Consider the following 20,871-nt stretch of genomic DNA (forward strand, 5'->3'; position numbering starts at 1 on the left):
GGGTAGCTGCGATCTCCCTCCTTGAGGGGGAAATGGCCGGCAGGCCAGAGGGGGTCGTCTCGCGTAGAGCGCTGGCTTCCTCTTTCGCCTCGTATGAAGTCGCATCCAGTCGTGCCGACCCCCTCTGTCGCCTTTGGCGACATCTCCCCCTCGAGGGGGGAGATTACCCGTGGCCCAGCGCTCGCGGCTTTATCGCCCGCTCCGTATCGGCTAAGGGCAGGGACAAATAAATTGCCACCCGGACCGCCGCCAAAAAATGACCGCCAAGACCAAGCCAAAGCCGCTGTTCCTCGGGATCGACACCGGCGGCACCTATACCGATGCCGTGCTGTGGTCTGAAACGGAAGGCCCGCAAGAAGGCCCGAACAAAGGCAAGGTGCTGGCCAAGGCCAAGGCGCTGACCACAAGGCATGATCTGGCCGTCGGCATTTCCGGTGCCGTCGACGCGGTGCTGGGCAAGGCCGGCACCGATCCCGCCGCCATCAAGCTGGTCTCGATGTCGACGACGCTTGCCACCAACGCGCTGGTCGAGGGCCAAGGCGGCCGTGTCGCGCTGGTGATGATCGGCTTTTCCGAGGGCGACCTCGCCCGCGACGGGCTGAAGGCCGCGCTGGGCACCGATCCGGTGGTTTTTTGTCCGGGCGGTCACGACGTGCATGGCAATGCCGCCAGGCTCGACCTCTCTGGGCTGGAAGCGATGCTGCCGGAACTCGGCGCGTCGGTGTCCGGTTTTGCCGTCTGCGCCTATTTTGCCACCCGCAATCCGGCGCATGAGATCGCCGCCCGCGAGCTGATCCGCGAGAAGACAGGCCTGCCGGTCACATCGAGCCACGAGCTGTCGGCCAAGCTCGGCGGCCCGCGCCGGGCGCTGACCACTTTGCTCAACGCCAGGCTGATCTCGATGATCGACCGCCTGGTGGCGGCAACCGAAGGTTTTCTTGGAGAACGCAACATTGCAGCACCCCTGATGGTCGTGCGCGGCGATGGCGCGCTGGTTTCGGCGGCGTTTGCCCGCCAGCGGCCGATCGAGACCATTCTGTCCGGCCCGGCCGCCAGCCTCGTCGGGGCTCGCCACATGACCGGGCTCGACAACGCCATGGTGTCCGACATCGGCGGCACCACAACCGACGTCGCCGTGCTCGATGGCGGCCGTCCCAGGCTCGATCCGGAAGGCGCCACCGTCGGCGGCTTCCGCACCATGGTCGAGGCTGTCGCCATGCGCACCTTCGGCCTCGGCGGCGATTCCGAAGTGGCGCTGGAAGATGGCGCGCTCAACCCGAAGATCCTGCTCGGGCCGCGCCGCCTGGTGCCGCTGGCGCTGGCCGGCATGGCGCATGGCAGCGCCGTCACATCGGAACTCGAGCGCCAGTTGCGGGCGCCCAATCCCGGCCGCATGGACGGCCGCTTCGCGGTGCGCACCGGCGTGCCGGATCGGCTCGCCGCCGGCCTGACCGGCGCCGAAGCCAGGCTCTACGAGCTGATTGGTGCCGTGCCGCTCGCCGTCGACAGGCTTTTGACCTCGAACGCGCAGAACGCGACGCTGAACCGGCTGGTGTCGCGCGGGCTGGTGCATGTCGCCGGCTTCACCCCGTCGGACGCTGCCCACGTGCTTGGCAAGCAGGCGAACTGGGATCCCATCGCCGCGCGCCTCGGCGCCGAATTGTTCGCCCGCAAGCGTGACGGCCGTGGCCAGTACATCGCCGCCTCGCCGGAAGCGATCTCGGAGCGGGTGCTGGTGACGCTGACCCGCTGGTCGGCCGAATACATCCTCGAGACCGCCTTTGCCGAGGATGGGCTCGATGGCGCGTCGACGGTGGCGCACGCCCTGGTGCAGCGCGCCGTCGACGCGCATCCCGGCATCGCCCGCCTGAGCGTTGCGCTCGACCGCCCGGTCATCGGCCTCGGCGCCTCGGCGCCGCTGCACTATGCCGGGCTGCCGCCGCTGATCGGCAATGACTGCGTGGTGCCCAGGGATACCGATGTCGCCAACGCGCTTGGCGCCGTCGTCGGCCAGGTCAGGGTTTCGGCCGAGGCGCGGGTCAGCCAGCCCATAGAAGGGCTGTTTCGTCTCGCCTCGGGCGAGACCGTGCGCGATTTCCTCGACGAGGCGACGGCTATCGCGGCGGCCGAGGCCGATGTCCGCGCCATCGTCGCGGAGCGCGCTATGGAGGCCGGCACCGACAGCGCCGAGATCGACGTTTCGACCGAATTCCGCGTCTCGACCGTCGAAGCCCAGCGCATGTTCATCGAGGCGCATGTGGTGGCGGTGGCCTCGGGAAGGCCAAGGATTGCGGTTTGATGTCGTGAAAACCGGTTGGCGCATTCAAGCAAATGCGCATCGCAGCCGTCAAATCGAGGATTTGGACACGGCAAGTCGCTCGAACACCGCGTGTACCCGTATTCGACTGCCGTTCGGGTCCACGATTTGCATGATCAAAAACAGCTTGTCCTGATGAAGCTTGAAGGCTGCCGACAGGGCTCGGGCCTTGGCGCTTGCCGATGTCGATCCGGGCCAATTGCCATTTCCGATCAAGGCCTGTTCCCCGTTGATCGTTTTCTCTTTCAGATTGGCCGTCCACCCATTGCTCGCATCGACCTGCAAGCCGGGATCGCTGCGGATAACGACTCTGCAATTGGCACATTGGCCGCCGGTTGAGTAAACCTGCTGCCATGTGCCGATGAACTCGACATCGGCAGCGCCGGCGGGGGCGGCGCCCGCGAACGCAAGAGTGAGTGAAACAAAAGTAAGCCAGGCAAATCTCGACATCGGCATACTCCAAAGATGCCTGATTTATTTGACAGGCAATGTATAAGGCCGGGTTTACTGGAATGAGAAAATTGACGCGATATGCGATTGGACATGGCCGGTTGTGCCCTGCGATGCCGCTCCTCTCTGGAGGACGAAGCGATGCAAATACGTTCCCTTCACCCTAAGCTGAATTGACCCGGCAAACCTGACATGCCAAAGGCCCGCAAAGCCTTTCATCTGGAGTAGCCTGATGACCGACCGCATCGAGATCGCCGGATTGCGGATTGCCCGCGAGCTGCATGAGTTCGTGGCCAGGGAAGCGCTGCCGGGCACGGGCGTCGAAGCGGACGCCTTCTGGAACGGTTTTTCGGCCATCATCCATGATTTGGCGCCGAAGAACCGGGCGCTGCTGGCAAAGCGCGACGCCATCCAGGAACAGATAGACGGCTGGTATCGCGAGCATGGCGCGCCGGTCGACATGGAGGCCTACAAGGGCTTCCTGAAAGAAATCGGCTATCTCGTTCCCGAAGGCCCGGCCTTCAGCGTATTGACCGACAATGTCGACCCCGAAATTGCTGATGTTGCCGGACCGCAGCTGGTCGTGCCGGTGATGAATGCGCGCTATGCGCTCAACGCCGCCAATGCGCGCTGGGGGTCGCTCTACGATGCGCTCTACGGCACCGATGCCATCCCCGAAACGGATGGCGCCGAAAAGGGCAAAGCCTTCAATCCGGCGCGCGGCGCCAAGGTCGTTGCCTGGACGAAGGCCTTTCTCGACGAGGCTGCCCCGCTCACCTCGGGCAAATGGGCCGGCGTCAACGGGCTGTCGCTGGCGCAAGGTGCCTTGCGGCTGAGCGCGGGGGCCGGCTCGACCACGCTGGCCAACCCGAAGCAATTCGTCGGCTACCGTGGCGACGCGGCCAATCCCGATGCGGTGCTGCTGGTGCGCAACGGCCTGCACATCGAGATCGCGATCGACCGCAACAACCAGATCGGCCGCACCGATCCGGCTGGCATCGCCGATGTCATCCTGGAATCGGCGCTGACCACCATCCAGGACTGCGAGGATTCGGTCGCGGCGGTGGATGCGCCAGACAAGGTCGTCATCTACCGCAACTGGCTCGGCCTGATGAAGGGCGATTTGGCGGAAGAGATCACCAAGGGCGGCAAGAGCTTTGTCCGCAAGCTCAATCCTGACCGCTCCTACACCGCGCCCGCCGGCGGCACGCTGACCGTGCCCGGCCGCTCGCTGATGCTGGTCAGGAATGTCGGCCACCTTATGACCAACCCGGCGATACTGGATCGCGACGGCAACGAGGTTCCGGAAGGCATCATGGATGCGGCGATGACGGCGCTGATCGCGCTGCACGATGTAGGGCCGAACGGCCGCCGCGCCAATTCCCGCGCGGGCTCGATGTATGTCGTGAAACCCAAGATGCATGGGCCCGACGAAGTCGCTTTCGCCGTCGAGATCTTCGACCGCGTCGAAGCGCTGCTCGGTATGGCCAGGTATACCATCAAGATGGGCATTATGGATGAGGAGCGGCGCACCACCGTCAACCTCAAGGAGGCGATCCGCGCCGCAAAAGCGCGCGTCGTGTTCATCAACACCGGCTTCCTCGACCGCACCGGCGACGAGATCCACACCTCGATGGAAGCCGGCCCGATGATCCGCAAGGGCGACATGAAGCAGGCCGCCTGGATTTCCGCCTACGAGGCGTGGAATGTCGACATCGGGCTGGAATGCGGCTTGGCCGGCCACGCCCAGATCGGCAAGGGCATGTGGGCGATGCCGGATTTGATGGCGGCAATGCTGGAACAGAAGATCGCCCATCCCAAGGCCGGCGCCAACACTGCCTGGGTGCCGTCGCCAACGGCAGCGACGCTGCATGCCACGCACTATCACAAGGTCGATGTTCATGCCGTGCAGGCGGCACTGAAGAACCGGCCCAAGGCGAAGCTCGACGACATCCTGTCGGTGCCCGTCGCGGTGCGGCCGAACTGGTCGCCCGAGGACATCCAGAAGGAACTCGACAACAACGCGCAGGGCATTCTTGGCTATGTCGTGCGCTGGATCGACCAGGGCGTCGGCTGCTCGAAAGTGCCTGACATCAACGATGTCGGCCTGATGGAAGACCGCGCCACATTGCGTATTTCCTCCCAGCACATCGCCAACTGGCTGCACCACGGTGTGTGCAGCGAGGACCAGGTGATGGCGACGATGAAGCGCATGGCTGACATCGTCGACCGCCAGAACGAGGGCGACCCGCTTTACCAGCCGATGGCGGCTGACTTTGACAAGTCGGTAGCCTTCCTCGCCGCCTGCGACCTGGTCTTCAAGGGCCGCGTCCAGCCCAACGGTTACACCGAGCCGGTGCTGCACGCGCGGCGGCTGGAACTGAAGGCGCAGCAGAGCTGAAGAGGCCAGTATGGGCGGCGGGTTTTCGGCCTGCTTTCTCCGGGGTGAGGCGTCAGGGAGCTGTATGGTCCAGGAGCCGGATGGTGGGATCGCGACGGTGTTCGGAGTTGACCCGATCGACGCCTTCCACCGTAATCGCAATCGTCCCGTTTTCCACTCTTGCTATCCAGCCCTTCGCTTTCAGATACCAGAGATGAAACTCGAGATGCTCTCGCGGACAGTCTGACAGGCGTTCGAGCTCCACATCTCCGATCCCGGGATTGCCGACGTCGTGCCGGCGCTTCGCGTAAAGCAGCGACAGCAGCCTGGCCTGGATCACGACGTCACGCTCGATGCCTTTGGTGTTGCTGGCTTCCTCGGTCAATTCACGGCGAAGGCCGGCATGGTCCCTGTACGCGATGTCGTATTGTGCGCGTTTGACCGGATCCTTGAGCGTATTGTGGGCTTCCACGATTTCACTGAAACGGGCTTCATCGCCGGTTTCGCGATTGTCTGGATGATAGCGCATCGCAAAATAGCGAAATATGCGCTCCAACGTTTCCGAATTGGCGTTCGGGCTAACTTCCAAAACTTCGTAGTAGTCAATGAACATAGCGGGCTCCCCGACCACACCATATTCGCATTGTCTAAATAAGGAATGTCAATGCGGAGGCCAAGACCTTGGTCCGACGCGCGATGACATCCACGCTTTTGGAAGAGGAAGAAAATGGCCGGCGCCCCGTCGGTGGGGGCCGTTGGGTGGTGAGGACGCCGGCCAAGCGGACATTCAGGTCCGCCGCACCGTGGAGATGATCGATTCGCGGAGGCCGGGTTATGGCGTGATCGCGGAAGGTAATGTGGCGAGGTCGGCTTGTCGGCGGACCTACGCCGCCTGCGCCATCCGCTCCGAGCTCATGCGGTAGGAGATCGCTTCGGCCAGATGGATGCGGCCGACGGTTTCGCTGGCGTCGAGATCGGCGAGCGTCCGCGCCACCTTCAGCACGCGGTGATAGGCTCGCGCCGAAAAGGCGAGCTTTTCGCTGGCGTCCTTGAGCAGCGACAGGCCGGCGGCGTCCGGCATGGCGATCTCTTCGATGACCGAGGGCGCGCAATGCGCGTTGGTGGTGGCGCGGGTGGCGCCGAGCCGCTCGAAGCGCTCGCGCTGGATGGTGCGGGCGCGTGCCACGCGCAGCGCCACATCGGCGCTTTTCTCCGCCCGGTCGGGCCGGATCAGGTCGCTGGCCGAGACCGCCGGCACTTCGATCCTGAGATCGATGCGGTCGAGCAGCGGACCCGAAATGCGCGCCTGATAGTCGGTACGGCAACGCTCGCCGCGCAGGCAGCGATAGCCCGGCTCGCCGGCCATGCCGCAGCGGCACGGGTTCATCGCCGCCACCAGCTGGATACGCGCCGGATAGGTGACGCGATGGTTGGCTCGCGCGATCATGCAGTCGCCGGTCTCCAGCGGCTGGCGCAGCGCATCGAGCGTCTGCGGTGTGAACTCGGGAAATTCATCGAGGAACAGCACGCCGTGATGGGCCAGCGACACCTCGCCCGGCCGCGCGCGGATACCGCCGCCGACCATCGCCGCCATCGAGGCCGAGTGGTGCGGTGCGCGGAACGGCCGCCGGTCGGTCAATTTGCCTTCGCCGAGCTCTCCCGCCACCGAGGCGATCATCGAGACTTCCAGAAGCTCCTTCGGCGCCAGCGGCGGCAGGATCGACGGCAGCCGCTGCGCCAGCATCGATTTGCCCGAGCCCGGCGGCCCGATCATCAAGAGATTATGCCCGCCGGCCGCCGCCACTTCCAGCGCCCGCTTGGCGGTCTCCTGGCCCTTGATGTCGGCGAGGTCAGGCAAATCCAGAGCGGCGGCATGGATGCCGGCTTCCGGCCGCGACAGCACCTGCGTGCCGCGGAAATGGTTGGCGATGGCGATCAGGCTGCGCGGCGCCAGAATGTCGAATTCCTTGCCCGCCCAGGCCGCTTCCGGCCCGCAGGCGAACGGGCAGATCAGGCCCTTGCCTTCCGCATTGGCGGCGATAGCCGCCGGCAAGGCGCCGGCGACCGCGGCAATCGTGCCGTCGAGCGACAATTCTCCAAGCACGACATAGCCGGCCAGCATGTCGCCCGGAATGGCGCCAAGGGCAGCCATCAGGCCAAGCGCGATCGGCAGGTCGTAATGACTGCCTTCCTTCGGCAGGTCGGCCGGCGCCAGATTGACCGTGACTTTCTTCGACGGCATCGACAGGCCGGAAGCATGCAGTGCGGCCTGCACCCGCTCGCGGCTTTCGGCCACCGCCTTGTCGGCCAGGCCGACGATGTGCATGTTGACCTTGCCGGGCGCGATCATCACCTGCACGTCGACCGGCACAGCCTCGATGCCCTGGAAAGCGACCGTGCGAACCCGCGCCACCATCGTGCAACCCCAATTCAGGCTGGCCCCAGCCCCTGCGATCAGGCCAGGAATGGCCCGTATGGCAGACAATCACACTTCCACGTTCAAATCAAGAACATTACGGGAACATCTGAGCGCGTGGGTTGCAGCCGAATTGAGCGCGGTTGCAAAAACGGAACATGGTTAAGACAAAATGAAAACGGCTTACCCGCGCTTTCCCTCAACCGCGTCCCAGAACAGGCTGGCGATGTCGGCGCCGCCGAAGCGTTTGACCTCGCGCACGCCGGTCGGCGAGGTCACGTTGATCTCGGTCATGTAGTCGCCGATCACGTCGATGCCGACCAGGATGAAGCCGCGCTCCTTCAGCGATGGGCCGATGCGGGCGCAGATCTCGCGTTCGCGCTCCGTCAGTTCGGTCTTTTCGGCGCGGCCGCCGACATGCATGTTGGAGCGGGAATCATGCTCGGCCGGCACCCGGTTGATGGCGCCGACCGGCTCGCCGTCGATCAGGATGATGCGCTTGTCGCCCTTGCGCACGTCCTTGAGATAGCGCTGCACGATGTAGGGTTCGCGGAACATCTGGCCGAACATTTCCAGCAGCGAGGCAAGGTTGCGGTCGGCCTCCAGCAGATGGAAGATGCCGGCGCCGCCATTGCCGTAGAGCGGCTTGACGATGATGTCGCCGAACTCCTTGCGGAAGGCGGCAACTTCGAGCGGATCCTTGGTGATCAGCGTGTCCGGCATCAGGTCGGCAAATTCGGTGACGAAGATCTTTTCCGGGCTGTTGCGCACCCAGGCCGGGTCGTTGACCACGAGCGTCTTCGGGTGGATGCGTTCGAGAATGTGCGTGGTGGTGATGTAGTTCATGTCGAAGGGCGGATCCTGGCGCAGCAGGACCACATCCATCTCCGACAGGTCGGTACGCACCTTCTCGCCCAGCGAATAGTGGCTGCCCTTCTCGTCGCGCACCTGCATTTCCTCGATGCGGGCGAATACCTTGCCGTCGCGCAACGAGAGCCGATCCGGCGTGTAGTGGAAAAGCTCAAGGCCGCGCCGCTGCGCTTCCAGCGACAGCGCGAACGAGGTGTCGCCGGCGATCGACACGGTGGAGATGTGGTCCATCTGGACGGCGATTTTCAGCTTCATGGCGGGTCTCCGGCGGCTCGGATGGACGACTGTCTTGCCTGTACAGGCTCACTGCCCGTCTGCCAATCGCGACATTCCTGGGATCGGCATCCGACACCCGAATGCGCTGCTTTCATCGATCCTTCGAAACAGTCGCGGTTGCCCGTGGAAAATCGATTTCGCGATACGTTTCCTAAAGGGTTTGCTGCCAGTCTGAAAATAAATTCCGACGTCACAAAACAGGGACACCGATGCAAACTTCGTTTGGCACCGGTCAGGCAAACAGGGAGAGCACGGATCTGGCATTCACAGATCCGTTGACCGGGCTTGGCAACCATCGCCGCTTCTTCGACAAGGTCGATCGCCTGATCGCCGACCGTGCCGACGATCCCGCGCCCTTTACCGTCGGCATTCTCGACCTCGACGGCTTCAAGCCGATCAACGATCTGTTCGGCCACAAGGCCGGCGACGATATCCTGATCCAGGTGGCGATGCGGCTGCGCGCCTCGATGGACGGCCATTCCACGGTCTGCCGCATCGGTGCCGACGAATTCGCCTTTCTCTATCCCTTGGTGTTCAGCGAGGATGCAGCGGCCGAAAAGTCGCGCATGCTGATCGAAATCCTGTCGGCGCCCTATGATGTCGGCGAACGCACCGCCAGGCTTTCGGCCTCGGTCGGCTGCTCGCTGTTCTATTCGGGCGACGAGACCACGGAAATCCTCATCAACAAGGCCGAGACGGCGCTCTATCACGCCAAGCGTTCCGGCCGTGGCCGCGTCGTCGTCTACACCCGTGAGATGGAAGAGGCGGCCAAGCGCGTCACCCGCATCGAACAGGCGCTGCGCCGGGCTGTCTCGGCCGGCGAGGTGGAGCCGCATTTCCAGCCCATCGTCGATCTCAACACGCGCCGCACCATCGGCTTCGAGACGCTGGCGCGCTGGACCGATCGCGACCTGGGTTCGGTGCCGCCGACCGTCTTCATTCCCATCGCCGAGGAGCGTGGCATCATCGGCCCGTTGTCGCAGTTGGTGCTGCGCAAAGCGACCGAAGCGGCCAGAAGCTGGCCGAAGGACCTCTTCCTGTCGTTCAACCTGTCGCCATCGCAACTCGTCGACCAGAACACCGGCCTGCACATACTGGCGATCCTCGATCGCACCGGCTTCGATCCGCGGCGGCTGGAGATCGAGATCACCGAGACCGGCCTGATGAACGACCCGGCCTCGGCCGCGCAGATCGTCGAGGATCTGCGCCGCGTCGGCATCCGCGTCTCGCTCGACGATTTCGGCACCGGCCAGTCCTCGCTCGGCCGTCTGCGCGAATTCCATTTTGACAAGCTCAAGATCGACCGTGCCTTCGTCTCCTCCATTCTCGACGACCGTCCGTCGGAACACATCATCCGCGCCATTCTCGCAATGTGCGAGGGGCTCGGCATGGACGTCGTCGCCGAAGGCATCGAGCAGGAAGCGCAGGCCGACCGCCTCGTCCAGTTCGGCTGCGCCGGCGGGCAAGGCTATCTGTTCGGCAAGCCCGTCGATGCCGACGCCACGCTCGGTTACCTCCGCGATTCCTTCCGCGGCGCCCTGCGCGCCAAGGCGATCTGACCGGCGATCCTCCGCGATCCCCGACCCCAACGATGCCGCTGTGCGCACCCGGTGCGGCGCATTGTCGTTTTGTCTGACATAAGCCCTGAAATTCGACGGTTCGCCCTTGCCCGCGCGCCTTGCGTGGCTAGGATGCGCGCCGATCACGCTACAGCGCCGCGCGTCCTTTCGGACGCGCAAAGGACGCTGTAGCAATTTACATTTTGCGCATGATCCCTTTCCGAAAATCGATCCGATTTTCTGGGTCATGCGCTGGGAGACAGAAACGATGATGCCATCGGCGCATTTTGCCGACCTCGAAGGAGCCTCGGTGCTGATAACCGGCGGCGGCTCCGGAATAGGTGCTGCACTGACCGAGGGCTTTGTGCGCCAGGGCGCCAATGTCGCCTTCATCGACATCGCCGACGGCCCAAGCACGGCCCTCGCCGACCGCATCGAGAAGACGTTCGGCAAGCGGCCGCTCTATCTCAAGACCGATTTGCGCGACGTCGAGGCCCTGCGGGCGTCCGCCGCGAAGGCCGCCGAGGCGCATGGCGATGTCACCGTGCTGGTCAACAATGCGGCCTGGGATGAACGCCACGCCGTCGAGGACGTGACGGTCGAGTTCTGGGACAACAATCAGGCGATCAATTTGCGGCCGCATTTCTTCACCGCGCAAGCGGTGGCGCCGGGCATGAAGCGGGCCGGCGGCGGCTCGATCATCAACTTCACCTCGACGTCCTATCTCATCAACCACCCCGACATGCCGTCCTACACGGCCGCCAAGGCCGGTATCCTCGGCCTGACCAAGGGGCTGGCGGGCAAGCTCGGTGTCGACGGCATCCGCGTCAACGCCATTGCGCCCGGCTGGGTGATCACCGAGCGGCAGAAGGAGCTCTGGGTGACCGAACAGGGGCTTGCCGCCCATGTCGCCAAGCAATGCATCAAGCAGGTGATGCAGCCCGACGACATCGTCGGCACCGTGCTGTTCCTGGCCTCGGACGCCTCGCGCATGCTGACAGCGCAGATGCTGGTCGTCGATGGAGGTTTCCTGTGAACCCAGCCGGCAACGCACCGGCGGTCGCCGCCGCCGACTGGGGCACGACCCGCATGCGGGTCTGGCTGATAGACGGGCAAGGCAAGGTGCTTGCCGAACGCCGTGGCGACGATGGCCTGATCACGGCGCAGCAGAAGGGCTTTTCGACCATCCTCGAAGGGCATCTGGCGGCGATGGGAGCACCAGCGGCGCTGCCCGTCATCATCTGCGGCATGGCCGGATCCCGCCAGGGCTGGCTGGAAGCACCCTATGTCACCGTGCCGGCGCCGCTTAGCGCCATCCTTGCGGGTGCCGCCAGCGTGCCCGGCCAGAGCCGCGACATCCGCATCGTTCCGGGCCTTGCCCAGCGACTGACTGACGCGCCCGACGTCATGCGCGGCGAGGAAACCCAGCTTGCCGGCGCTGGCTTGCCGGCCAAGGGACGCCAGCTGGTCTGTATGCCCGGCACCCATTCGAAATGGGTGCTGGTCGAGGACGGTACTGTCACCGGCTTCGGCACCTGGCCGACCGGCGAGCTGTTTTCGGTGCTTGCCGCGCATTCGATCCTGCGCCATTCGCTCGGCGAACATCCAAAGCCCGTCACATCGGACAATCCGTTCTTCCGCCGCTGGTGCGAAACCGCATTGAGCGATGGCGGCGATGTCACCTCGCGGCTGTTTTCCATCCGCGCCGCCGGCCTGCTGCAGGATTTGAAAGCCGACGATGCCGCAGCCTGCCTGTCCGGCCTTCTGATCGGCGGCGAGATCGCCTCCGCCAGCCGTCGGCACGGCGCCGGTGCGGAACCCGTGGTGCTGGTCGCCTCCGGTGCGCTGGGAACGCTGTACAGCGAGGCGCTCGGCCTTGCCGGACTTGAGGTCCGGGCCGTCGACGCGGACGAGGCGGTGCGTGCAGGTCTCGTCGAGGCGGCGCGCGAGAACGGCATGATCGCAAGAATTGGAGCAGCCCGATGAGCCAGACCGCACCGTTTCCAAAACTCAAGCGCGGCCTGGTTGCCATCCTTCGCGGGCTCAAGCCCACCGAGGCGATGGCCATGGGCAAGGCACTGTTCGACGCCGGCATCGAGGCGATCGAAGTGCCGCTGAACTCACCGCAACCGTTCTCGTCGATCGCCCGCATCGTCCAAGTGCTGCCGAAAACGGCGCTGGTTGGCGCCGGCACGGTGCTGACGCCAGCCGATGTCGATGGCTTGCACCAGGCCGGAGGGCGGCTGCTGGTTAGTCCCAACATCGATGCCGAGGTGATGGCGCGCGCCATGCACTACGGCATGGTGACGATGCCCGGCGTGTTCACGCCGACCGAAGCCTTCCAGGCGATCAAGCTCGGCGCCTCGGCGCTGAAATTCTTCCCGGCGAGCGTGCTGGGTGCCGGCGGCATTTCCGCGATGCGCGCCGTGTTGCCGGCGCAGACATTGGTCGGCGCCGTCGGCGGCGTCTCCGAAAAAGATTTTGCCGGCTACAAGGCGGCCGGCGTGACCGCCTTTGGTCTGGGCTCCAGCCTGTTCAAGCCGGGCATGAGCGTCGACGAGGTGGCCGCGCGTGCACATGCTGCCGTCGTGGCCTGGGATGCGGTGTTCGGAGAAGCATGATGAGCGAAGCCATCGTTTCGGTTTTTTCCGATCACGTCTGCCAACTCGGCGAGGGGCCGAGCTACGATCCCGCCACCGATACGCTCTACTGGTTCGACATCGTCAACGGTCAGCTTCTGCAAAAGCAGCTGTCCGGCGGCGCGGCCACCGTCCATGAGCTCGGCCAAATGGCGAGCGCCATCGCAATCATCGACGACAAGCGCCAGCTTATCGCCGCCGAAACCGGCCTTTATGTCCGTGATGTCGCGACCGGCAAATTGACGCTGCACACGCCTGTCGAGGCCGACAATCCGGTCACGCGCTCCAACGATTCCCGGGTCCATCCCTGCGGCGCCTTGTGGATGGGTACCATGGGCAAGGGTGAGGAAAAAGGCGCGGGTTCTATCTACTGGTTTTTCAAGGGCGAACTGCGCCGCCTGTTTTCGGACATCACCGTCTCCAATTCGATCTGTTTTACCGAGGATGGCGCGATCGCCTACTACACCGACACCTCGACCGGGCTGCTGATGCGCGTCGCCTGCGACCCGGCGACCGGTCTGCCTGCAGGTGAGCCAAAGCTGTTCGTCGATCACCGCTCGGCCAAGGGCTACATCGACGGGTCCGTACTCGACCGCGACGGCATCCTGTGGAACGCCGTCTGGGGCGGCAGCGTCATCGAAGCCTATGGACCCGACGGCAAGCTCGTCCGCACGGTCGCCATGCCGGTGACGCAGCCATCCTGCCCGGCCTTTGTCGGCGCCAAGGCCGATCGGCTGGCGGTCACCTCCGCCTGGTCGGGCAAGGATGAGAAGCAGCGTCTGCTGGATCTGCAGGGCGGCATGACCTTTCTGCTCGATATTCCCGTCAACGGCCGCTTCGAGCCGCGCGTGCTGATCGCCTGAGCGAACTGGATTCTGCGGTCGGACGGTGCGTTGTCACGCAACCGCCCGCGCCGTGTCGGTTTCGCGAGAGCCTGACGCCTCGACCATGCGATGGTAGGCAATCCTACTGCCGGAATCGTTCATCTCATGTCGAGCCGCAAGCCAAGACTGATCCTCGTCCATGAGCCGGAGAAGGCTTGTTTCGACCGTCTGGTCGCCGACGGTCATGCGCCGCAGCGTGCCGGCGAAATTGCGTCCTATCTGGCGCAGTCGACCGATCTCGCTCCTGAATTCGAGGCGCTTGACCGCGCCTGCCAGGCACGCGGCCTGTCGTTTGCGCCAGTGGCGCTGGACGACGCCGCAAGCGTCCTCGCCGGTGAGCATCCCAGCACAACGCTGGTCTGGACGCTGACCGACGGCATTGCCTATTTTCGCGGCGGCGCGGCGCCCGCTCTGGCGCGACTGGGCGGTTTCAAGACGATAGGCGCCGACGATGCGCTGTTCGCGCTCTGCCAGGACAAGTTCCGCTCCGGAGCCGTGCTCGGCGCGCTCGGCCTGCCGGTGCCGCAGGCCGGGCTCGCGCGCGACGGCCAATGGCTGGTCGAGCCGCCGGCCTCGCCCGCCGGCTGGTTCGTCAAGCCCAACCGGCTCGGCGCCAAGATCGGCATCTGGCCGGACTCGCGTGTGGCCGACCTCGGCCATGCGCTGGAGCTTAGCCGGCGCGTCTTTTCGGCCTATCGCGACGATGTCGTCGTCCAGCCCTATGTCGCCGGCCGCAACGTGCGCGCCAGTTTCCTCGGCCTGGTGCCAGGCGCCGGGGTCGAAGCGCTTGGCGTGGCCTTTGTCGATTCAGGCGCCGATTTCCAGACCATGGCCGACAGCCTGGCGCTCTACGGCGACACTGGCGAGGCGGCGAAAGCGGCTGGACACTATGCCGAACCGGAACTCGTCGCGGTTGCCGACGGCCAGCAGGCTGCCGACGCAAGGATTCGCGCGATCGCCGGGCGGCTGATCAGCGGGCTCGGCCTGCGCGACGTGTTTTCGATCGATCTCAGGGTCGAGGCCGACGACACCGTCCACCTTATCGAGTTCGAGGTCTGCCCCGGCCTGCCCTGCTTCGATTTTCGCGCCTATTGCCGCCAGCAATGGGGTCTTGAGCTGGCCGATGCCATGGCCGAAACCGCGGCGAGCCGGCTGATCGGCCAAGAGCATCGCGCCTGAAGGCGCGACGGCAGATCGCGGGCCGACCGGCGGACGCGTTCCACTACGGCATTCGCTCGACCGCCTGCAAGGACGGATCCATCTTGTCCCAGGCATGGCCGTGGCTCGTGTAGGTCACCATCTGCGGGCTGAACTGTTCGGGATCGTCGAGGCTGGCCGCGTGCACCACTATCAGCTCGGGCATGGCGACGGGTATCAGAAAGACCGGCGTTCCGCAGGTTGGACAGAAGGTGTGGATTTTTTCGTTGCCGCTGGCGCCCGCCACGCGCCAGGTGCTCACCTCCCCGGTGATGGCCATATCGGCACGTTGGCCGAAGGTCAGGTAGGATCCGTGGCCGGTGCCTGAGCGCTTCTGGCAATCGCTGCACTGGCAGTGGTTCTGGAAGATCGGCTCGTCATTGGTTTCGTAGCGGATCGCGCCGCATGCGCAGCCGCCGGTAAAGCGTTTGGTCATTGCCATTCTCCACGGGTCTGTTTCTGCTTGAGGTCGCAGCATCAGGCCCATTTCGGCTTGGCGAAAATGTCGATGCCGCTGCCGGTTTCGAGGAAAGATTTCAGGCTGGACAGCACCGCCGGCCAACCCTGGCTGACGCCCTTCGCCATGCCGCTGCCGGATTCGAGCTCGTCATGGCTGACGGTCAGCCGCACCATGGTGTCGTATTCCTCGATGGCGAACGTCACCCGGCTGGTTTTCGACGGATCGTCCGCCTGCGAAGCGTTCGCCCAGGTGATGACGAGGCGGGTCGGCGGCGAAATCTCGACGACCTTGCCGACGAGTTCGACGGTCCGTTCGTCATTGGCGCGGATGTGCTCCCATTTCGAGCCCGGCGTCCATTCGGAGACGTTTTCGTGGCCCCAGTAGCGCTTCGCGATCTCGGGCTTGATTATGGCCTCGAACACCTTCTGCGGCGTCGAGCGGATATAGGTCACGTAGACAAAGCTGGTCGTTTCCCTGGTCATCGGTCTTCTCCTTCGAGTTCTTGCTTCAGGTCGTGCAGCAGGCTGAGCCGCTGCCGTTCGAATTTCCGTACCCAGCGCTCGTAGACTTCGTGCAGCGGCACGGGATTGATGAAATGCAGCTTCTCGCGGCCGCGCTTGACCGTGCTCACCAGATTGGCCGCCTCCAGCAGGTCGAGGTGCTGGGTGGCGGATTGCCTGGCCATGTCCAGATGGTCGCAAAGCTGACTGAGCGTCTGCCCGTTCTGCTCGCACAGAAGGTCGAGCAGCCTTCTGCGTGTCGGGTCGCCCAGCGCTTTGAAAACCTTGTCGGCGTCCATCTGCCTCACTCTGTTATAAGGCACAATATGCAGGTAAATACCTGCATGTCAATCCACCAACTACCCCGCACTGCAAAGGAGAACTCAAAGGCTGTTGAGAGTTGGCAGTCAGTTGCTGGATGGCCGCTCGCCGGCAAGGCATCCGCTGATGCCACTCACGGCGCGGCCGTCCGTGGGGATTGTGCATCACTTAGATGCATCAACATTCGATGGGCATCGAACGCGCATTGCAGGTTTGGTGGGAATATTTATTCGAGTGTCTTCAAATCGGTGCTTTTGCCCTTAGTGCCATTGGGTTATTTTCTAATCGTTGACAACCGAAGGGGCATCGAGAGGTGCAGAGCAGTTTGCTAATCGAAATACACGACAACATTTTTCTTATAATTGCCTTCGCTATCGCGTTTTCTGTTCCTCTCGTCGAGATATTTAAGCCTCGGAAAGGAGGGTTGTGGAATTACCCGTCTGATCCGAAAGAGAGGAGAAGGTTATTCTTAAGTTTTATCGCATCGGTGGTTGCGATGTTTTTTATGTTTCTGCACATTTACACGAGGCGATGAACCAATTGCCCATGCTGGCCGTGGCCCTCGTGCAGGATGGTGAAACGAACGCGGACAAATATAGGGGGAGTCAGCGTGCAAGGGGCTTCGTCTGAAGCACCGTCAGGCTCTATCCGGTCTTGAGCATGATCTCCGGCGACATCGGATATCGGCAGACCTCAGGCGCCCTCGACCAGAACGATTTCGCCGTCGGCGACCTTCTGACGGATGGCGACGGCGCGCTGGTATTCCGGCGAATGGTAGCAATCATGCGCGGCGGCAAGCGATTCGAACTCTATGATGACGTTGCGTGCCCGGCCGGGGCCTTCGGCCTTTTCATGCTCGCCGCCGCGCGCCAGGAACTTCGCACCGAAGCGCTCGAAGGCAGGCTTGGCGGCGGCGACATAGTCCTTGTAGCCTTCCGCGTCGCGCACATCGACACGGGCGATCCAGTATCCCTTGGGCATTTTCTTGGTCTCCGAAGTTATTCTTGGAAATCTCAGGCCGAGCGCATCTCGTCGAGGATGGCTTCGGCCGCTTCCCGTTTGTTGGCCGCAGCAATGATCGGCCGGCCGACGACGAGGTGGCTGGCGCCGTTGCGGATCGCCTGGCCCGGCGTCACGACGCGCTTCTGGTCGCCATGGTCGCTGCCGGCCGGCCGGATGCCGGGCGTCACCACCGCCATGTCGGGTCCCACGATGCGGCGCACCGCCTCGGCCTCCGCGGCCGAGCAGACGATGCCGCCCATGCCGGCATGCAGCGCCTGTTCCGAGCGCCGCAGCACCAGCGTATGCGGGTCGTACTCGTAACCGACATCGATCATGTCCTGCTCGTCCATCGAGGTCAGCACGCTGACGGCAAGCAGGCAAAGGTCGCTGCCTCTGGCCGCCTCTACGGCGGCCTGCATAGCCTTCGGATAGGCGTGGATGGTCAGCATGGTCATGCCCATCTTGACGATGTTCTCGACGCCCTTGGCCACTGTGTGGTCGATGTCGAGCAGCTTCATGTCGAGGAAGACCTTGGTGCCGCCGCTGGTCAGTTCCCTGGCGAAATCGAGCCCGCCGGCGAAGGCAAGCTGGTAGCCGATCTTGTAGAAGGAGACGACGCCGTCGAGTTCGCGCACCGCCTGCTCGGCTTCTCTCACTGTCGGCACGTCGAGGCCGACGATAAGCCTTTCCTGCATGGATTGGGCCTGCAAGGTGCTGGCAATCATGTCTCTATCCGGGTGGACAGCATGCGCGAGGTTTCGATCAGCGTGCGGCATAGATGCTCCATCGATTTGTACAGTCTTTCGTCACGGAAATTGCCGTCCTCGTCGAAGGCGTTGCCACCCTCGGGCACCGAGCATTCCGGCGTCACCACCTCCATCTGGCAGCGCACCAACACGGCGCGCAGATGGTTGATGCAGCGGATGCCGGCAAAGTGCCCGCTGGAGGACGAACAGAGGCCAACGACCTTGCCGGCAAGTGGCCTCACCGGCCGGCCGCCATCCCTGCGCACCCGGCTCACCCAGTCGATCGTGTTCTTGAGCAGCGGCGGAATGGAGCCGTTATATTCGGGCGTGGCGATCAGCAGCCCGTCATGGGCGGTCACCAGCCGGCCGAGTTTCTGGGCGTTTTCGGGAACGCCTTTTTCCTTTTCCAGGTCCTCGTCCATGATCGGCAAGGGATAATCCGCGAGCGAGATGCGGGTCACCTCGGCGCCTTGCATGGCAAGTTCCTTCTGCGCCACGTCGGCCGTCCTGCCGCTATAGGCGCCGCTGCGCACCGAGCCGGCGAAGACGAGGATTTTCGGGATCACTGCCATTGGCCACCCTTGCTCCCGGACAGGTACAGCCAAGGACCGAGCAAATCAACGCCAACTTCGTCATCCCTGGGCGAAGCAGGAGCGAAGCTCCGTCGTGGAGACCCTGGAATCCATTCCGTGACCTTGACCGTAGAGTGCGGCGGAACAGAACTCTGCGCCGTGGCGTGCACTCGGAAGTCGCGGCATGGATCCTCGCGTCTGCGCTGCGTCGCTGCGCTCCTTGCTCCGCCCGTGGATAACGAAGTCATAGAGTTTGCGCGAGTCGCCGAGCGGTTCCGCTCCGAGAAACTAATGCGCCTCGCGCCGGTAGATCCACAGCTGCGTCGGCGGGATGTTGCGGAGGATGAAATCGAAATGCTTGACCGTATAATTGCCACGGCCGGCCGGAATCGGCGACATCGGGCCGTAGGTCAGCTGCACGATCGGCCGTCCGGCCGGGATGCGGTCGAGCAGGCTCTCGATATAGGCAATGCGCTGGGCGACTGGGAAGTTGAGCAGCGGCACGCCGGAAACGACGGAATCGAAGATCATCCCGCTCTTGTCGCCAAGCGTGGCGTTGAGATTGAAGGCATCGCCCTCGATGACGTTGACGCCGGGATAGAGCCGCCGCAGATGACGGACGAAATCCGCGGAATACTCGACTGCGTAGAGGTTTTCGGGCCGCACGCCCTGAGCGAGGATGGCGCGGGTGATCACGCCGGTACCGGGGCCGACCTCAAGCACCGGCAGGCCGGATTTAGGATTGACGATCGAGGCCATTTTGCGCGCGGTGACCGAACTGGTGGGCACGATCGATCCAACCGCCTTCGGCTTGTCGATCCAGCCCTTGAAGAATTTGAGTTCGTCGTCGAACTTTTCGACAAGCGCCTTCCGCAGTCCAGGGCCACGTGTCATGCAAGCTCTCCTCAGCGCTCCCCGCAAAGTTACTTAGCACCTGAGCGGTGCTAGGCAAGGCGCGGCCGGACGCATGTCGTGGATAAGATAATTTTCGTCGCGTCTCAAGGGGTGACGCGATTCAAGGATTTACGCGTTGCAAATCGGCTTAGGCTGGCCAAAGTGCATCAACGTTCGCCAAAGGACTCGAAAAAATCCTTCATGCGGGCAAAAAAGCCGCTCGATTGGGGCGAATTGTCCTGCGAGGAGAGCTGTTCGAACTCCTCCAGCAGCTCACGCTGGCGGCGGGTCAGGTTCTGCGGCGTCTCGACCGCGGTCTGGATGTAGAGGTCGCCGACATTGGGCTGACGCAGCACAGGCATGCCCTTGCCTTTGAGACGGAACTGGCGCCCGTTCTGCGTGCCCTCGGTCACCTTGACCTTTGTCTGCGTGCCGTCCAGCGTCGTCACCTCGAAGGAGCCGCCAAGGGCGGCCGTCGTCATCGAGATCGGCACCTTGCAATACAGGTCGGCGCCGTCGCGTTGGAAGAACTCGTGCGGTTTGACCGCCAGGAAAATATAGAGGTCGCCCGATGGCCCGCCGCGCAGGCCGGCTTCGCCCTCATTGGCAAGGCGGATGCGGGTGCCGTCCTCGATGCCGGCCGGGATGTTGACCGACAGCGAACGCTCCTCGGTGACGCGGCCCTGGCCGGCGCATTTCGGGCACGGATCCTTGATTGTCTGGCCGCGCCCCTGGCATTGCGGGCAGGTCCGCTCGATCGAGAAGAAGCCTTGCGTGGCGCGCACCTTGCCGTGGCCGTTGCACATCGAGCAGGTGACGGGCTGGGTACCGGGCTTGGCGCCGCTGCCCGAACATTCAGAGCAGGAGATCGACGCCGGCACCCGGATCTGCGCGGTCTTGCCGGCAAAAGCCTCTTCCAGGGTGATTTCCATGTTGTAGCGCAGGTCGGCGCCGCGCTCGCGGCCGCCCGACGAACGGCGCTGGCGCCCGCCCATCATGTCGCCGAAAATGTCCTCGAAGATGTCGGCGAAACCGCCGGCGCCAAAGCCTTGCGCGCCGCCATTCATGCCGCCCTGTTCGAAGGCGGCGTGGCCGAAGCGGTCGTAGGCCGCGCGCTTCTGCGGGTCTTTCAGCGTCTCGTAGGCTTCGTTGATTTCCTTGAACTTGTGCTCGCAGGAATGATCGCCGGGGTTGCGGTCGGGATGGAACTGCATGGCGAGCTTGCGGAAAGCGCTCTTGAGCTCCTTCTCGTCGGCGCCTTTTTGGACGCCCAGCGTCTCGTAGAAATCAGCTTTCATTTTTTCCCGCTGTCCGGATGCTCAACGTCTTGAAGCATTGTTGCGTCTCTTGCCGGCACTGACGCTTCGATTTAGGTGCGATGGAAGGGG

20 protein-coding genes are annotated in these 20,871 nt (G+C 63.9%); 8 read left to right on the forward strand and 12 right to left on the reverse strand.

Annotation, left to right across the window (positions count from 1 at the left end; all coding sequences use genetic code 11):
- Positions 1-256 precede the first annotated feature (256 nt).
- Positions 257-2,299: a hydantoinase/oxoprolinase family protein gene (locus EOB80_RS13090; protein WP_127327988.1), complete on the forward strand. Its 2,043-nt coding sequence runs from the start codon at positions 257-259 to the stop codon at positions 2,297-2,299.
- 48 nt (positions 2,300-2,347) lie between these two features.
- Here the strand turns inward: EOB80_RS13090 and EOB80_RS13095 are convergent, their stop codons facing one another.
- A complete protein-coding gene (locus EOB80_RS13095) occupies positions 2,348-2,767 on the reverse strand; it encodes a hypothetical protein (protein WP_127318995.1) in 420 nt (139 codons plus the stop codon).
- A 232-nt stretch (positions 2,768-2,999) separates the two neighbouring features.
- Between EOB80_RS13095 and EOB80_RS13100 the strand changes: the two genes are divergently transcribed.
- Positions 3,000-5,168: a malate synthase G gene (locus tag EOB80_RS13100; protein WP_127327990.1), complete on the forward strand. Its 2,169-nt coding sequence runs from the start codon at positions 3,000-3,002 to the stop codon at positions 5,166-5,168.
- Between the two features lie 52 nt (positions 5,169-5,220).
- On the opposite strand, the gene EOB80_RS13105 is transcribed toward EOB80_RS13100, so the two are convergent.
- From EOB80_RS13105 to gshB, 3 genes are all read right to left on the reverse strand, one after another.
- Positions 5,221-5,760, reverse strand: coding sequence for a J domain-containing protein (locus EOB80_RS13105; RefSeq protein WP_127318999.1), 540 nt, complete (start codon positions 5,758-5,760; stop codon positions 5,221-5,223).
- Between the two features lie 270 nt (positions 5,761-6,030).
- Positions 6,031-7,563, reverse strand: a complete 1,533-nt coding sequence (locus EOB80_RS13110; protein ID WP_127328179.1) for a YifB family Mg chelatase-like AAA ATPase — start codon at positions 7,561-7,563, stop codon at positions 6,031-6,033.
- 183 nt (positions 7,564-7,746) lie between these two features.
- The gene (gene gshB, locus EOB80_RS13115; RefSeq protein WP_127327991.1) at positions 7,747-8,688 is read right to left on the reverse strand and encodes a glutathione synthase; all 942 of its coding nucleotides are present in this window, start codon (positions 8,686-8,688) and stop codon (positions 7,747-7,749) included.
- A gap of 230 nt (positions 8,689-8,918) precedes the next feature.
- On the opposite strand from gshB, the gene EOB80_RS13120 reads away from it, so the two are divergent.
- From EOB80_RS13120 to EOB80_RS13145, 6 genes are all read left to right on the forward strand, one after another.
- On the forward strand, positions 8,919-10,268 hold the full coding sequence (locus EOB80_RS13120; RefSeq protein ID WP_023814197.1) for an EAL domain-containing protein: 1,350 nt from the start codon (positions 8,919-8,921) through the stop codon (positions 10,266-10,268).
- Between the two features lie 268 nt (positions 10,269-10,536).
- The gene (locus tag EOB80_RS13125) at positions 10,537-11,304 is read left to right on the forward strand and encodes an SDR family oxidoreductase (protein ID WP_127327993.1); all 768 of its coding nucleotides are present in this window, start codon (positions 10,537-10,539) and stop codon (positions 11,302-11,304) included.
- Positions 11,301-12,254: a 2-dehydro-3-deoxygalactonokinase gene (locus EOB80_RS13130; protein ID WP_127327995.1), complete on the forward strand. Its 954-nt coding sequence runs from the start codon at positions 11,301-11,303 to the stop codon at positions 12,252-12,254. Before EOB80_RS13125 ends, EOB80_RS13130 begins: the two co-directional genes overlap by 4 nt.
- The gene (locus EOB80_RS13135) at positions 12,251-12,889 is read left to right on the forward strand and encodes a 2-dehydro-3-deoxy-6-phosphogalactonate aldolase (RefSeq protein ID WP_127327996.1); all 639 of its coding nucleotides are present in this window, start codon (positions 12,251-12,253) and stop codon (positions 12,887-12,889) included. The genes EOB80_RS13130 and EOB80_RS13135 overlap by 4 nt, the downstream gene beginning before the upstream one ends.
- A complete protein-coding gene (locus tag EOB80_RS13140; protein WP_127327998.1) occupies positions 12,889-13,770 on the forward strand; it encodes an SMP-30/gluconolactonase/LRE family protein in 882 nt (293 codons plus the stop codon). The genes EOB80_RS13135 and EOB80_RS13140 overlap by 1 nt, the downstream gene beginning before the upstream one ends.
- Before the next feature lie 126 nt (positions 13,771-13,896).
- A complete protein-coding gene (locus EOB80_RS13145; RefSeq protein ID WP_127328000.1) occupies positions 13,897-14,970 on the forward strand; it encodes a D-alanine:D-lactate ligase-like protein in 1,074 nt (357 codons plus the stop codon).
- Between the two features lie 43 nt (positions 14,971-15,013).
- On the opposite strand, the gene EOB80_RS13150 is transcribed toward EOB80_RS13145, so the two are convergent.
- The 8 genes from EOB80_RS13150 to dnaJ form a co-directional block, all read right to left on the reverse strand.
- Positions 15,014-15,424 carry a GFA family protein gene (locus tag EOB80_RS13150; protein ID WP_127328002.1) on the reverse strand — a complete coding sequence of 137 codons (411 nt, stop codon included), beginning with the start codon at positions 15,422-15,424 and terminating at the stop codon, positions 15,014-15,016.
- A gap of 41 nt (positions 15,425-15,465) precedes the next feature.
- On the reverse strand, positions 15,466-15,930 hold the full coding sequence (locus tag EOB80_RS13155) for an SRPBCC family protein (RefSeq protein ID WP_127328004.1): 465 nt from the start codon (positions 15,928-15,930) through the stop codon (positions 15,466-15,468).
- Entirely contained in the window at positions 15,927-16,247 is a 321-nt protein-coding gene (locus EOB80_RS13160; RefSeq protein WP_127321643.1) for a helix-turn-helix domain-containing protein, read from the reverse strand. The genes EOB80_RS13155 and EOB80_RS13160 overlap by 4 nt, the downstream gene beginning before the upstream one ends.
- Before the next feature lie 715 nt (positions 16,248-16,962).
- Positions 16,963-17,250 carry a DUF1330 domain-containing protein gene (locus EOB80_RS13165; protein WP_023762651.1) on the reverse strand — a complete coding sequence of 96 codons (288 nt, stop codon included), beginning with the start codon at positions 17,248-17,250 and terminating at the stop codon, positions 16,963-16,965.
- Positions 17,251-17,282: 32 nt separating this feature from the next.
- Positions 17,283-17,996 carry an orotidine-5'-phosphate decarboxylase gene (pyrF, locus tag EOB80_RS13170; protein ID WP_164762605.1) on the reverse strand — a complete coding sequence of 238 codons (714 nt, stop codon included), beginning with the start codon at positions 17,994-17,996 and terminating at the stop codon, positions 17,283-17,285.
- On the reverse strand, positions 17,993-18,589 hold the full coding sequence (locus EOB80_RS13175) for an NADPH-dependent FMN reductase (protein ID WP_127328006.1): 597 nt from the start codon (positions 18,587-18,589) through the stop codon (positions 17,993-17,995). The genes pyrF and EOB80_RS13175 overlap by 4 nt, the downstream gene beginning before the upstream one ends.
- 288 nt (positions 18,590-18,877) lie before the next feature.
- Complete coding sequence (pmtA, locus tag EOB80_RS13180; protein WP_023810874.1) at positions 18,878-19,483, reverse strand: phospholipid N-methyltransferase PmtA; 606 nt, start codon at positions 19,481-19,483, stop codon at positions 18,878-18,880.
- Positions 19,484-19,650: 167 nt separating this feature from the next.
- Positions 19,651-20,781: a molecular chaperone DnaJ gene (gene dnaJ, locus EOB80_RS13185; RefSeq protein WP_013528587.1), complete on the reverse strand. Its 1,131-nt coding sequence runs from the start codon at positions 20,779-20,781 to the stop codon at positions 19,651-19,653.
- Positions 20,782-20,871: the final 90 nt, after the last annotated feature.

Source organism: Mesorhizobium sp. M7A.F.Ca.MR.245.00.0.0 (assembly GCF_003997415.1).
Lineage (GTDB): Bacteria > Pseudomonadota > Alphaproteobacteria > Rhizobiales > Rhizobiaceae > Mesorhizobium.